This window comes from Sphingobium sp. RS1 (genome assembly GCF_056156825.1).
This window is the reverse complement of record NZ_JBLZXE010000002.1, coordinates 2,368,624-2,381,992: the sequence shown is the minus strand read 5'-3', so window position 1 is coordinate 2,381,992 and position 13,369 is coordinate 2,368,624. Positions and strand designations below refer to the sequence as shown.

Annotated in this window: 15 protein-coding genes and 1 pseudogene; 7 read left to right on the top strand and 9 right to left on the bottom strand. The window is 61.7% G+C overall.

Features of this window, described 5'->3' with window-relative positions; genetic code table 11:
- Positions 1–128: 128 nt before the first annotated feature.
- The 8 genes from ACNHGR_RS13310 to ACNHGR_RS13275 all read right to left on the bottom strand — a co-directional run bounded on the left by ACNHGR_RS13310 (position 129) and on the right by ACNHGR_RS13275 (position 6,753).
- Complete coding sequence (locus ACNHGR_RS13310; RefSeq protein WP_475286675.1) at positions 129–1,049, bottom strand: hypothetical protein; 921 nt, start codon at positions 1,047–1,049, stop codon at positions 129–131.
- Positions 1,046–2,362 (bottom strand): hypothetical protein, encoded by a 1,317-nt coding sequence (locus tag ACNHGR_RS13305; protein ID WP_475286673.1) that lies wholly within the window; start codon positions 2,360–2,362, stop codon positions 1,046–1,048. Before ACNHGR_RS13305 ends, ACNHGR_RS13310 begins: the two co-directional genes overlap by 4 nt.
- A gap of 2 nt (positions 2,363–2,364) precedes the next feature.
- Positions 2,365–3,210, bottom strand: coding sequence for a hypothetical protein (locus ACNHGR_RS13300; RefSeq protein ID WP_475286671.1), 846 nt, complete (start codon positions 3,208–3,210; stop codon positions 2,365–2,367).
- Positions 3,203–4,585, bottom strand: a complete 1,383-nt coding sequence (locus ACNHGR_RS13295) for a hypothetical protein (RefSeq protein WP_475286670.1) — start codon at positions 4,583–4,585, stop codon at positions 3,203–3,205. The genes ACNHGR_RS13300 and ACNHGR_RS13295 overlap by 8 nt, the downstream gene beginning before the upstream one ends.
- Positions 4,586–5,007: 422 nt before the next feature.
- Positions 5,008–5,565, bottom strand: a complete 558-nt coding sequence (locus tag ACNHGR_RS13290; RefSeq protein WP_475286668.1) for a hypothetical protein — start codon at positions 5,563–5,565, stop codon at positions 5,008–5,010.
- A 39-nt stretch (positions 5,566–5,604) separates the two neighbouring features.
- The gene (locus ACNHGR_RS13285; RefSeq protein WP_475286666.1) at positions 5,605–5,994 is read right to left on the bottom strand and encodes an excalibur calcium-binding domain-containing protein; all 390 of its coding nucleotides are present in this window, start codon (positions 5,992–5,994) and stop codon (positions 5,605–5,607) included.
- 442 nt (positions 5,995–6,436) lie between these two features.
- Positions 6,437–6,625 carry a DUF6961 family protein gene (locus ACNHGR_RS13280; RefSeq protein ID WP_475286664.1) on the bottom strand — a complete coding sequence of 63 codons (189 nt, stop codon included), beginning with the start codon at positions 6,623–6,625 and terminating at the stop codon, positions 6,437–6,439.
- On the bottom strand, positions 6,622–6,753 hold the full coding sequence (locus ACNHGR_RS13275) for a DUF5818 domain-containing protein (protein WP_475288425.1): 132 nt from the start codon (positions 6,751–6,753) through the stop codon (positions 6,622–6,624). Before ACNHGR_RS13275 ends, ACNHGR_RS13280 begins: the two co-directional genes overlap by 4 nt.
- A 219-nt stretch (positions 6,754–6,972) precedes the next feature.
- On the opposite strand from ACNHGR_RS13275, the gene ACNHGR_RS13270 reads away from it, so the two are divergent.
- Together ACNHGR_RS13270 and ACNHGR_RS13265 are read left to right on the top strand one after the other, a co-directional pair.
- A complete protein-coding gene (locus ACNHGR_RS13270; RefSeq protein WP_475286662.1) occupies positions 6,973–7,887 on the top strand; it encodes an HNH endonuclease in 915 nt (304 codons plus the stop codon).
- A gap of 89 nt (positions 7,888–7,976) precedes the next feature.
- Positions 7,977–9,605 (top strand): class I SAM-dependent methyltransferase, encoded by a 1,629-nt coding sequence (locus tag ACNHGR_RS13265; protein ID WP_475286661.1) that lies wholly within the window; start codon positions 7,977–7,979, stop codon positions 9,603–9,605.
- A gap of 62 nt (positions 9,606–9,667) precedes the next feature.
- On the opposite strand, the gene ACNHGR_RS13260 is transcribed toward ACNHGR_RS13265, so the two are convergent.
- A complete protein-coding gene (locus ACNHGR_RS13260) occupies positions 9,668–10,591 on the bottom strand; it encodes a DUF3363 domain-containing protein (protein ID WP_475286659.1) in 924 nt (307 codons plus the stop codon).
- 241 nt (positions 10,592–10,832) lie between these two features.
- Between ACNHGR_RS13260 and ACNHGR_RS13255 the strand changes: the two genes are divergently transcribed.
- The 5 genes and pseudogenes from ACNHGR_RS13255 to ACNHGR_RS13235 all read left to right on the top strand — a co-directional run.
- Positions 10,833–11,228 carry a CopG family transcriptional regulator gene (locus ACNHGR_RS13255; RefSeq protein WP_475286657.1) on the top strand — a complete coding sequence of 132 codons (396 nt, stop codon included), beginning with the start codon at positions 10,833–10,835 and terminating at the stop codon, positions 11,226–11,228.
- Entirely contained in the window at positions 11,225–12,229 is a 1,005-nt protein-coding gene (gene trbB / locus ACNHGR_RS13250) for a P-type conjugative transfer ATPase TrbB (RefSeq protein ID WP_475286655.1), read from the top strand. The genes ACNHGR_RS13255 and trbB overlap by 4 nt, the downstream gene beginning before the upstream one ends.
- Entirely contained in the window at positions 12,226–12,567 is a 342-nt protein-coding gene (locus ACNHGR_RS13245) for a TrbC/VirB2 family type IV secretion system protein (protein ID WP_475286653.1), read from the top strand. Before trbB ends, ACNHGR_RS13245 begins: the two co-directional genes overlap by 4 nt.
- Positions 12,564–12,836 (top strand): VirB3 family type IV secretion system protein, encoded by a 273-nt coding sequence (locus tag ACNHGR_RS13240; protein ID WP_475286652.1) that lies wholly within the window; start codon positions 12,564–12,566, stop codon positions 12,834–12,836. The genes ACNHGR_RS13245 and ACNHGR_RS13240 overlap by 4 nt, the downstream gene beginning before the upstream one ends.
- Positions 12,830–13,285: pseudogene (locus tag ACNHGR_RS13235) on the top strand (conjugal transfer protein TrbE); the annotation flags it as partial. The gene ACNHGR_RS13240 and the pseudogene ACNHGR_RS13235, both read left to right, overlap by 7 nt.
- Positions 13,286–13,369 lie beyond the last annotated feature (84 nt).

Below are 13,369 nucleotides of genomic sequence, written 5' to 3'. Positions count from 1 at the left end.
CGCGAGTGTAACGGTTTCATTCGAAACCGATAATGGCTGCGGAACATGTGTACGAGCCCTTTCGGCCCGTCGTTCCCTAGCTGCGACCGCCGCCTTTAGCGCGGTGAGATTCTGATCGAGCTGGTCCATCAGCGGCGAATCGACGGCGAGGCCTGTTGCGTCGAACGTCGCATCCGAATCTCGATGCGCCGCCGACGCTGATCGTCACCTCGTGCCGAACCGTCGGCCACCCGATCGACTGGCACGATCATCTGCGCACCCGAGAGCGGTAGGATCGCCACGTTTCGCAGGCGCGGATCAGACCGCAGCACATGGACTACTGCGACGGCACGCGCCATGGCTAGACCCGCGTTGTCGGTGGAACGCAGGCCGGAGATCGGAGAGCGCCCGACAGAGGCAGCGATGAGGGAGGAATCCAGATTGCTGTTCCCGGACATCGGCACCTCATCGGTATGGCCGATCACCTCGACCACATCGACATCGTAGTCGGCCACGCTCTTAGCTAACATGGGAATGACCTCCCCTCGCAGGTTCCGGTCAAACTCCGGACGTAGTGTCGCCTTGCCGCTGTCGAAGAAGTAGCCACCCGCCTCGCTCAGGCTGAAAAACGGCGGCCACTGCCCCTTTCGACCCTTAGATGAAGCGGCGACGATCTCCTTCACGAACTTCTCGGAATCTTTCACCCCGCTGGCGGCGGCAGCCTCGCGCACCTGTCGCCCAACTTCCGCATCGGCCATCAGGTTCTCGGCTCCGTCGTTGGCACCAGCTGCCTCAATCTGACGGCGGGCTTCGATCGCACGCGTCAGTTCCTTGAAGTATTCTTCAGAATTCTTCGCCTGGGGGTATGCGCGTTGGAGCTCTTCCACGAGCCGGGACGCTCCGCCGCTATCCAGCGCTTGAATACGCTCGTCGCGATTTTGGAGCGCTGCGGCCAATGCCATGAGCAGGACAAAGAGCAGAAGGATCATGATCTCGGCCATGGTGAGGCCCAAGACCAGTCCGCGGCGATAGGACTTATCCTGTCTTAGATCGAGTTGCGGATCGCTCACGCTTCGGTGGCCTGAACACGGTTGACCAGCGAACCCGTCATCTCGACGAGTGCGGTGTGGACCTTGCCGACGTTCTCACGGGAGCGACCCAAATCGTGCTCCAGCGCGGCGTTGTGCCGGTCGAGCATCGCAGCGCTTTCCTCGGCGCGCCGCGAGAGATCCTCGACGAAATTCTCCTGCGCGCGGGCGATGGTGGCGAACTGCTCCTCCATCGCCTCGGCCGCCTTCGCGAATGCCTCCGCGGTCCGCTTGGCGGTGTTCGCCGGTACCCCTTTGACCTCCTCCAGGCGCATGTTGACGTTGGTGTCGAAGCGGGTCGCCGTCTCGTCGAAACTTTTCACCTGCGCGGCCATGTCCGCGACAGCCTGTCGGAGATCACCTCCGGCCTGGACCAATGACGTCTGGGTGCCAGCCAGTTCCTCTGCGCGAGCAGACAGTTCGCCCAGATTCTTCTGCGTGCTTTCCGCCGCACCTTCCAAGGTGATCAAGCTCGCCCCGATGGCCTTGGTCGAACGCTCGATTCCGGACATCGCCTCGGAGTGTTTCTCAATTCCGGTGATGACCTTATCGGTGGCCGTCGAAAGACGCCGTGACCGTGCCACCGCCTCGTTCGCCTGCTGCGTGACGGTCGCCGTCGCCGCCGTGGACATGGTCGACAGCGCATCCGTGGCCGACGTCGCAACGGACCTGATCGCTTCGCTTGCCGTCGCAGCGGTTTCGCTCATCGACTTGGCGGCATCCCCCTGCACGGCGCCAAGCGCTTCAACCACCTGGCCACGCAGTTCCTCCAACGCCTGCCGGGTTTCCCGACCGTAGTCGCTCATGCTGACCGTGATTGCCTGGAGCTCGGACTTCAGCCGGCCCGCCGCGTCGGCAAGCTCGATGCGCGCAGTGTCTTCGGTCTGCACCAGATCAACCCGAGTCTGATTGAAGAAGACGCGAAGCACCAGACCCATGATCGTCGTGGCGAGCGCGATCCCGAAACCTTGAACGACGGTGGTGGCCGTCGTGGCGGGGTCGAAAAAGAAGATGGCATAGGCCAGGCTGATCAGCGTGTAGATCAGTCCAAGATAGTAGCAGTTGTCGCCAGCCTGATCGGCACGCAGCTTCCCGGTACCCGACGCTTGCACGATATAGGCGTACGCGACCATAGCGGCTGCCGCGAACGCCGCCACTGGAATAGCGGCTAACCCGATCGACTTGGCGACGAGAATCGCGGCACCGCCGCCAAAGGCGAACAGCAGGAAGCCCCACCTATCGATCCAGCTTCGATCCTCAAGTACATCCCGCTGAAATTCTGCCCCCTCGTTCATCGTCACCCACTCACATTGTAGATACGTCGCACATCGCCACCCTCGGCTCCTATGATGCGCTCCCAAAGATCGGCCAGCGAACGCGGCTGCGTCGTGGCTGCGTCCGACCGCTCCAGCATCCAGAGTTCCACCTCGACGCCGCGGAGATCGGTCCGAATGCGTCTGAAAACGGCACCATCGGTAAAGGACTTGGGTTCAGGAAGCCCGCGATAGAAGCTCACGTCGGCCGTGTTCTGAAGAAGGTCGGATGCCACGATCAAACGCTTCGGCAGCGTCTCCTGCCCCGGCTTCTGGAGTTCGGTCAGCGCCACTGACTGGATGCTCTCCAGGATCGGTGATTGGTTTGCACCTGTCGCGCCGCCGAGACGCGTGAAGGCCGCGGTCAGAGGGACGTTGAAGCCCTCGTCCCATTGTTTCTGGACCGACGCAGGATCACCGGTCGCCGAACTGACGTCATCCGCCGTCCCCGGATTACATCGCGTAATCACCGGAGCGAGCAACCTGTTCGCCGTCGCATCGACCTTCGCGACGACCAGCTTGCCGTAGCGAGGTATCGAGTTCTTCAGCTTTGTGAGCTGATTCTCGAAATCCTGACGCTGCGCCATGTTCATGGGATCGGTGACATCAACCAACAGCACGGTGATGCTGTCCGGCGTCGTAGGACAGAGCTGATCGTCAAGCGTCCGACGTGATGACGCCGCCCAGAAATAGATTCCACCAACCAAAAGCACGACGGCCACGACCAACGCAATCTTCATGGTCGCCTTGCGGTTTTCGGACGAAGCCCGCTGCGCGGCGGCGGAGCCACGACGGTCGCGCGAACGACCGCGATTGCGATCCCTAGCCATCTGCTATCCTTCTCTTCAGTTCGTCCAGCGGCTCGAAGCTATCAATGGCATCGTCAAAGGCACTTGAGATCTGGGATACGGTTGCCTCAAGGTCCTGCTCGGCGGCGTCGATCGCAGAACGAGGGATGTCCTCTCCCGGGGCGATCGGCAGCGGCTCGTGCGACAACTTCCAGGATTGGTTGAAGCGAGACGGAGCCACGGTCGAGCGGGCGGCCCGGTTCGCTGCCCGATATTCTTGCAGCAGCGCGTTCGCGGTGGATTCGAGCTGTTCAGCGTATTCCTCATAGCGGCGGCGGAACGTGTCGCGCGCCGACATGATCTGTTGGCGCTGGGTCAACTGTCGACTTAGCTCCATGCGGATATCTGTTGCCTCCCCTATGGCGTCGTCACGAATGTCCAGCAGTTCATCGGTCGCCGCCTTCACGTCTGCGACGTAGTCCTCGCAGCGCTTGGCATGACGGCGCCAGACGGGGCCATAGCCAGGATATGGATCATCCATTTTGTAGGCGGCGATCGCGGCCCCGAACGCGAATATAAGCCCAGCCAGCAGGAGACCGTAGGAATAGATGCTCTCCAGCCCGGAACCGAGCATGCCGAGCGCCGCTGCCTCCGGATTGGCCACACCGAGCGACTTCGCATCACGATAGTGACCCGCCATCAGGTTCCAGCCGACGGTCAGGACGAGCCAGGCGGCACTGCCGATCCAACCCAGCATCCGCACGCCAGCCTCGCGATGGTTGATCTTCGGCCAGACCTGTCGTCCTACGAAGGCGGCGAAGCCCACGTTAATCGCGCCGACTACGGCGGCGGCGATCACGCCGCCCAGCCACCCCATGCTGTCGCCAAGCCGGAGGAACATGGAGTTGGCGATCGTCTCTAGCAGCCAGAACACCATCATCGAGCCGACGGTCGCGCTAGTCGGGGGCACGTCATGGGCAGGACGCCGTAACCTGTTATCCTTGCGGAAATCACGCAATTCCTCGTAGCTGTCCCGAATCGCATCCCGGCTCGGGGTCAACTTTCCACGGCGATTTACGACTTCGGTCTTGAACTCGCCCACCGCGATGCTCGCTTGGGTCCTGATCGAACTGAGGTTGGCGATTAGCGCTAGCCCGCTCAGACGGGAATCGTACGTACGGATACTGTTGGCGGCATCGATCTGAGCCCGCTTAAAATGATCGCGGATTCTCGCCTCGACTTCAGCCTCGACAACATCGGGCGCCTGCATCGACGTGTCGGGAAGTTCGAGCGCTCCTTGTTCTGTACCACGCTCGCGTAGGCGCAGTTCGCTTGACAGTACGTCCCTATCCAACTGAATGAACGGGTCATCCATCGGCGCGCGCAACTGCTCACCCCGATCGAAAAATCCACGCATTTTAGACCATGCCCCCATGACCTGACCACTAGCCGGGGAAACGACGGGATTCCAAGCGACATTTGTCGGGCTCATGTAATTTTGATAATTGAATGGTCGGCAGGCAGGGTTTCGTATTGACGCGATCTCGCCTCGTCTCTCAGATGATTGTGTTGATCCTTTCCTTACACCGACAAGGCTCTGCTTGCTTGAATCCAGTTAAAATGCTTTTCTTGAATTTCGAGATCAGCAGCTTCCGTTGACAGCTTACCCGGTGAAGGGCATTTTTTTGGTCGACAGCCACAAACCGGACGGTCGGCAAACTGGGTAGCTAAAATTCGCGCCTGAACGTCTCATGGATCGTGATTAAGGGCCAAAATTCGTGCCGAAGCTTGGATCACCAGCCGAGCACGGATTGCATCTGCTGGATGATTAATGCAGCGTCATGGCTTCGGTAAAAATGGATCCTGCGGGTCCAGTTCTGCCGCCACATAAGCACAAGCTCGCAACTGTTCTACTGCGCTCGACGAGCCCTCGAGTTTGATAGCGGAGACCACTGCGCCCTGCGGAGTCAGTACCGCCATGAAGCCGGACCTGGCAAAATCGGCCAGGAAATCTTTGTAGGTGGGTGATGCGCTGAGAACACGTTGTGCGTCCACCTTATGAACATCGAACGGCATCACATGTTTGCTGGTAAAAGGCCGTCCAGGTTCGCTGCCAAATACAACAACCAGCGACTTCACCTCGCCCGCCCGAAGCGATGTGGCGTGCTTGTTGGTGATCATCACGCTGGTGCCGACGCGCGGTTTGTAGCCAATGGTGACATATTCGCCCGACGCCGTTGGAAATCCCAGGTCGCACATCTCCTCGTCTGGATAGGCGAATACGCGCCAGCCCTCTTCACCGGACCAATATGGCGTAAGGTCTGAATCGATCCGCGCAGTGCTGTCCTGCATAGCTGCAAGCAGAGAGATGGCGGCGATCGCTGTGAAAGCTGGCATGGTCGTCAGGTCCGTTTGAAATGTGAGACCATTGGCCGCTTAGCAGATGCTTTCACAAGGCACCCCATCGCCATCACCATCCAACCGACCAACGCCGCACTCGTTGAGATAATGATAGGCTTCCTCGCAGCTGTTCATCTGTCGGCATAGATGTTTGCTTCCACAGCTTGGTCCCTCATCGCGCGCGCCCAGTTCCTCCAAGGCGCTGCTTGAGGCCAATGCTGCCGGCTCGGGAGCGGGCTCGGGCAGTGCCTGGACAGGCGTATCCGAAGAATTGCTTTGAGAAGCGACAACATCGGATGACATCAACGCTACGGGAGCAGTGTCAGTGACGGGCTTAGGGCCTTCTGCGGAACATCGGCCGAGCGCAAACAGAAAGGCACCAATGGCGATGAAGCCGATCAGGCTGTCATTTTTCTTCCTCCGCATGGACCTGCCCTATGCCACGCAATCCTTTATACGCCGTATCGCTTGTTACCACTACGCGTGATGCAATAACGCCCTCCTCTTGGGCCGACGCAGACTTTGCCGCCGTTACATGGGCATTCGCCATCGTCTGTCGTGCCGCGACCAAATAAAGGCGTGGACGCGCCACTGCGGGTCCGGCGCCTTGTCTTGCGACTGCGGCGCTTGGCATCGCCATCGCTTTCAAGTCCAGTGATTGCTAGCGCAAAAATGCCAGCCAAAAACGCGCGTCGATGCATCTCGTCCCCCTCCCCATAACAAGATCAATCGACAGCAAAGTTGATAATAAGTCAAACAGGCTTGGATCGAAGATGCAGGTCATTGATCTTGGGAAAGAGATTGCTGCCTTGTACGGCTTTCATGTAGCAGTGGCGCTGCCCGGTAACATGATAATGGCTATGCAAACTCAGACAGCATGTCTTCCCGCGATCAGATCATCGAGCCGATGAGCCACCGCCTGCCATAGGGCAACGCCACCATCCTCGCCATGATGTGCCAATCTCGCGATCCGGCCGGCGACTTCGGATGACGCTTTATCGCCATGCTGCCGCAGCATCATGAGGGCCATGCCCCAAAGCTCTTCGTCTCGCGTCATGCGGGTTCGATTTTCTGCACAGCGAGCAAATCGAAGCCATCGCGGACGCCGACAACCCTCACGCGTGTGCCGAAAAGATGTTTGTGGCGCTTGGTGATGTCTAACCGCCATTCGCCACCGCCTGGCATACGCAGGATGGGGTAGAATCCTTTTTCGAGCAGGATCCCAGTCAGATCATGTTCGCTTCCCCGTGGCATCGAGCGTGATCATAATCCTGTTCGGTGCTGGAGATCCATGTCATTATGGCCATTCACTGTACTCAACTGCCATAAGCAACCGGCCTAGGGCTGGCATTTGGCTGGGCTGCGTTGTAGTTCGCTGTGGAATGAGGTGCGGGCAATGAGACTGTGAAGGGTGTCTTCGAGATCAGCGGGGCGTCGCGCTATGACGATCTCATTGCTGAGCGTTATCACTTCCCACGCATTTACCTGCGGGCCGCGCAAGCCTGTATCGGCGACTGGATCATTTACCGCGAGACGGGATCAGGTGGTGGTCGCAAAGCCTATGTCGCAGCAGGTCATGTCGACCGAATTGACGCCGACCCGACCGCACCTGGCCTCTATTATGCGCGGATCAGCCAGTTCGTCGAATTTGACCGCCCGGTTGCCTATCGCGACGCGACAGGTCGGTTCGCTGAACAAATGCTGCGGGATCTCTCGAATCCAGCTGAGGCAGGGCGTGCACTGCGCGGGCGGTCGGTGAGAGCATTGAGCGGCAGCGATTTCACTGCGATCGTCAGTGATGGGCTGACCGACACGCATTCGGAGCGGCTTGCTATTCGCCTGGAATTGGACGCCGCGCATCTTGATCCGATGACGCAGGCCTTGCTGCACGAGCCCCCATCTGAGCGTCGGATCGAACAGATCCTTATCAATAAGAAGATCCGGAGCGCAGCCTTTCGGGGGCATGTACTCGACGCGTATGACAATCGCTGTGCGGTGACGGGGCTCAGAATGATCAACGGCGGCGGCAAGGCAGAAGCGCAGGCAGCGCATATCTGGTCGGTCGCCGACGGGGGACCTGATGAGGTGCAGAATGGGATAGCCTTGTCGGCGGCGGCTCATTGGCTGTTCGACCGGCATCTCATCAGCCTGGATGAGCAGTTCGGTCTACTCGTGTCGCATAATAAGGTGCCGTCCGAGCTCAGCCGCCTCTTCCCGCCTTCCGGCATGCCTATTCACTTGCCTACCAATCCTAAATTCCGGCCCCGGCCTGAATATGTCGCGCGGCACCGGGCCCGCTTCATGGGTGACCTGCACTGACCTCTTACGCCCGCACGATCGCAGCCTATGATGCGGCAGCGGCAGATCTGGCTGCGCGATATGAGGCGTTGCCTGGCGGCGCTGCCTTTGTGCAGGCCCATGGCCTGTTGCCCAAAAAGGGATTGGCGCTCGATGTAGGGGCCGGATCTGGACGGGATGCTGCCTGGCTGCAGGCGCAGGGATATGATGTCGTCGCTGTAGAGCCTGCTGACAGATTTCGCCTGGAAGGCCGCGCGCGTCATAGCCCAGACATTCGTTGGCTCGACGACCAGCTGCCCAGTCTGGACCAGGTGCATCGACTCGGCTTGGCGTTCGATCTGATCGTGCTGTCAGCCGTTTGGCAGCATGTCGTGCCAACAGACCGGGCGCGCGCCTTTCGAAAATTGGTTACCCTGCTCCGTGCGGGTGGCGTTATGGTCCTCACTTTACGGTCCGGGCCGGCGCCTGAAGACCGGCCGATGTTCTCTACCTCGAGTGGCGAGATCGAAGGCCTGGCACGAACCTATGGCATGGAGATCCTCAAGGTCCATGCGTCTCACGATCTACAAGGACGCGACGGCGTCAGCTGGACCACTGTCTGTCTGCGTCTGCCTGATGATGGCACCAGTGCGCTGCCTCTGATCCGCGGCATTGTGCTGGGCGACGAAAAGTCATCCACCTACAAGCTCGGCCTATTGCGGGCAGTGGCCCGGATCGCAGAACAGACGCCAGCGGCCGCCACGCCTTCGCGGGAACTGGATGATGCCGTCGACCTTCCTCTTGGCCTCGTGGCACTGACCTGGGTTCGCCTCTATTTGCCTCTGATTCGCCTGGGCATGCCCCAGGCTCCGCGCAACAGCGGTCCTGACGGGTTGAGCTTTGCCAAAGCGGGGTTCCGGGCGCTTCTCGCTGATGGCACGGATGCTTCCGACCTGCGTGTGGGATCGGTCTTTGAAGCAGAGCGCGGCGCTGCGATCGCGGCAGCGATTACCGAGGCAGCGCGCACCATCACTGCAATGCCCGCCCATTTTACGCGCCTTCCCAATTCAGAGCAGCCCGTCTTCGCTGTGCAGCGTGGGCGATACGGCCGCCAGCAGGGTCTAGAACTTGGTGTTGATCAACTGCGATCATGGGGAACCCTCACCGTCCCTGGCAATATGTGGCGTGCGCTTTCTCGCTTTGGCCCATGGATCGAGCCGATGCTCGTGACGGAATGGGCAAGGCTCATTCGCCGATATGCTGATCATATCGGGTTCGCGGTCCCGGCCGGCAGTGCCGAGGCTGCACTCGAATGGCGCGAACCCGTGCGCAGCACGGCAACCGCTCGCTTTGCGGCGCAGAAGCTCGTGGCTGGAGGGCCGGGGCTATCCTGTGTCTGGACCGCCCGGAGACTGAGCGAGGCCAAATTGGATGTGGATCACTGCCTGCCTTGGTCGGCATGGCCATGTGGCGATCTTTGGAATCTTGCGCCCTGTGATTCTCGGATAAACCGCCACGAAAAGCGGGATCGGTTGCCCTCTGCTGCCATGTTCGCGGAGAGCCGCGAGCGGATTATCACATGGTGGCATGATGCTTACCTCGACGATGCGGCCCTGCGCCACCGATTCCTGCGCGAAGCAGCAGCCGCACTGCCTGTCCTCCAAGGGGAGGATCTGGGCGAGATTTTCACTGCCTTTGATTGGCGGCGCCTGAGGCTTTTGCAGGACCAGCGCGTGCCGGAATGGCATTGGTCGGCCTGATTGCTGCCTCAAGGCCTTTGGCGAATTGACCAGATGAGACCCGACAAGTACGTCCTCATGCTTCAGGAGATGGTCGGCCCCGCTCGACCGCGCCCGAATTGCCAGCTGATCCCATCCGTGCGCATGATGGTCGAAGCGGCCTTGCCGATGTTGCGTTCAAGCACGTCGCGCCACGGCACCAACGTGAAGTCCCGCGATCGCTCGACAACAGCGAAACTTCCACTTTCCAGATCGACCCGACGGGCGATCTTTCCCTCGATCCGCTCGCCGAGCCGCGCCGGTTCGAACCGTTTCCCGATATCGTCGCCGAGCCGCTCGCCGGCGTGCTGCAATTCACGCTGGCGCAGCGTGTCCAGCGCACCGTCCCGATATCGGAACCCGGGCCGCTCGTCGTCCGCCAATTGCTGCTCGACCAGCCACTGCCGCCGCACCACAAGCGCGTTACGAACCTCACGCCCGAAACCGATATCGCGCACTGCACTGCCGGATCCATCGACCAGTTCGCGATCGAGCCATGTCGGGGCATCCTTGGCCGCAAGCTCGGCAACCGGCGTTCGGGACAAGACTGATAGGACTATTGGCCGATCGCGTTGCTGACGCTGCGCATAGGCCGCGGCGCGGGAGAGATGATCGCCGGGGATCGTCCAGTTGCCGTCCGCCAATCGCTCCGGTCCAACGCCGGCGCGTCTCATAGCTTCAAGCCGACGAACATGACTCGCGGCATAGGCTTCGCTGGCTTGGGCGTCATGCGCCAGGTGAAGATCGACCGAATAGCGCCCACCGTTGGCGCGAGCGACGGCATCGACTGTATGATCCGCCTGTGTCACGTTCGCCCTCGTCGGCTCTATCCGTACAGTCGCATTCTCAGGGACCTGCGGCACAGCATCGCCCCGACCGATGTCTACATAATGGACCCGACCATCGACACCGTCGACCATCACATAATGACGGTCCCTATGCTCGTCGGAGAAGCCTCGCTGGATCAACCGACCAATAATCGGTTCGCGGACCTCTTGAACAGGCCCGCCACCCAGCGCACGAGATCGAGCCGACGATTACGCCAGAGCCGGAGGTCGCCGACCCCCTGGGCCTCGGCGAAGACGACACCGACCAGGCCGCTGAACGCCGCACGATGGACCGCGTCCAGGCGCTCGGCACCGCGCGGACGGTCTATGGCCTCGATGCTGCCTCCACCCGCCCTGATGACCTGCAGTTGGGGCTCTGACCATGGAGAAGATCCGCCACCAGCTTTTCCTGCCCCGGCCGCTCTCCGACCGGCTGGAGGCTCTCGCCGCCAAGCCTGGCGCCACCAAGTCGGCAATCCTTGTCGATGCGCTGACCGCCTGGCTCAATCGTCGGGGCGCCTCCGAACTTGAGGACCGGTTCTCGATCAGGCTGGACCGGATGACGCGGTCGATCGGAAGGGTGGAAGCCGACACGCATGTGATCCTGGAGACATTGGCGCTGTTCATCCGGTTTGAGCTCGCGATCCAGACGCCACTTGCAGAGAATGACCAGGCGGGGCGCGCGCTTGGGGCGAAGCGTTTCGAGGCCTTCGTGACCCAGGTTGGCCGCCATGTCGCCAGTGGACGACGGACGCTCGGGTCGGAGGACGGGAAATGAGTCCCCGCCAGCCTCTTTCGCTCTCCGCTGACCGCCGGCGTGCAATGCTTCGGACAGCCATGGGCGAGGATATCGCAGCCCTCCTTGCCGATCCCCTGACGCAGGAGATCATGGTCAATCCGGATGGGGCTCTGCGGGTGGATCGGCTTGGCGAGGGACGGGTCGACACGGGCATATCGATCGAACCTTCCCAGGTCGAAAGGATCATCCGGCTCGTCGCCGCCCATGGCAGCGCGGAAATCCATGCCGACAGGCCCATCATCTCTGCCGAGCTGCCGCCCCATGCCGAGGGTCATGCGGGCGAGCGGTTCGAGGGTGTCTTGCCGCCGGTCGCACCAGCACCCTGCTTCTCGATCCGGAAACCTGCCGAGCGGCTCTACACGCTCGACGACTATGTCGCCGACGGCCTCATGCCGCTGGCCATGGCAGATGCGCTGCGGGCCGCCGTAACGCAACGCCTCAACATTCTCATCGCCGGCGGCACCAGTTCGGGCAAGACGACGCTCGCCAATGCGCTGCTTGCCGAGATGGCCTGGGTCGACGCCAGGGTGATCCTCATTGAGGACACGCGCGAGCTCCAATGCCCGCTGCCCGATACGGTCGCGCTCCGCACCAAGGCCGGCGTCGCCTCCATGACCGATCTCGTGCGCTCGACGATGCGCTTGCGGCCCGACCGCATCGTCGTTGGCGAGGTCCGCGGCCCCGAGGCGCTCGACATGCTCAAGGCCTGGAACACCGGGCATCCCGGCGGAATCGCCACGGTCCACGCCAATGGTGCGCAGGCCGCGCTGACCCGGATCGAGCAACTGGTCCAGGAGGCGGTGGTCACCGTTCCACGCCAGCTCATCGCCGAGGCCATCGACCTCATCGTCTTCATTTCAGGACGTGGCAGCGCCCGGCGCATCGCCAGCATCGCCCGGATGGCCGGGCTCGATCCCGACACCGGCGCCTATCGCCTTGCCAACATTCTCAAATCCCAAACCCAAGGAGATGCTTCATGACGGCCCAAACTCGCTTCCTAACCTTCTCGGCCCGGCTTGCCGGCGCGGCGACAGGCCTCGCATTCGCCCTCGCAATCTCCATACAGGCGCGGGCGGCCGGTTCCGGCATGCCCTGGGAGGAGCCGCTCCAGCAGGTGCTGGAATCGGTACAGGGCCCGGTCGCGAAGATCATCGCGGTGATCGTCATCATCGTCACCGGTCTCAGCCTGGCATTCGGGGAGTCGTCCGGGGGCTTCCGGCGGCTGATCCAGATCGTCTTCGGCCTGTCGATCGCCTTTGCCGCCTCCAGCTTCTTCCTCAGCTTCTTCAGCTTTGGTGGCGGAGCGCTGATCGCATGACCGGGAACGGCGAGCATCTGGAGGGCTTCGAGGTGCCGATCCACGGCGCGCTCGGAAGTCCCATCCTCCTGGGCGGCGCACCGCGCATGCTCGCCATTGTCAACGGCACGCTGGCCGCCGCCGTTGGCCTTGGTCTCCAGCAATGGCTCGCCGGGGTGCTGCTCTGGGCTGCCGGTCACAGCCTCGCCGTACTCGCCGCGCGGCGTGATCCGAGCTTTGCCCCGGTGCTTCTTCGCCATCTTCGCCAGAAAGGGCATCTTTCGTGCTGAACCTTGCCGAATATCGGCGCCGCGCCGACCGTCTTGCCGATCACCTGCCCTGGGCCGCCCTCGTCGCCCCGGGTATCGTCCTCAACAAGGATGGCAGCTTCCAACGCACGCTCGCCTTTCGGGGACCGGATCTTGAATCGGCAACCGAGGCCGAACTCATTGCGGCCTGCGCCCGCGCCAACAATGTGCTGAAGCGCCTGGGCTCGGGCTGGGCGCTCTACTTCGATGCCGAGCGGCTCGAGAGCCAGGGCTATCCCGACAGCAATTTCCCCGATCCGGCGAGCGCCCTCGTCGATCGGGAAAGACGTGCCGCGTTCGAGGCTGCCGGCCTGCATTTCGAGAGCCGCTACCACCTGACGCTGCAATGGCTGCCGCCTGCCGACAGTATCGACAGCGCCGGCCGCGCGCTGGTCGAGCGACCGGATGCAGACAAGAGGCGAGACTGGCGCGGGACCGATGCTGTCCATGCCTCAGTCTATCACGATGCTGCGAGAAGTGCCGCTGCGGTCGGCATGCTCGCTCCCTTCGTTGAG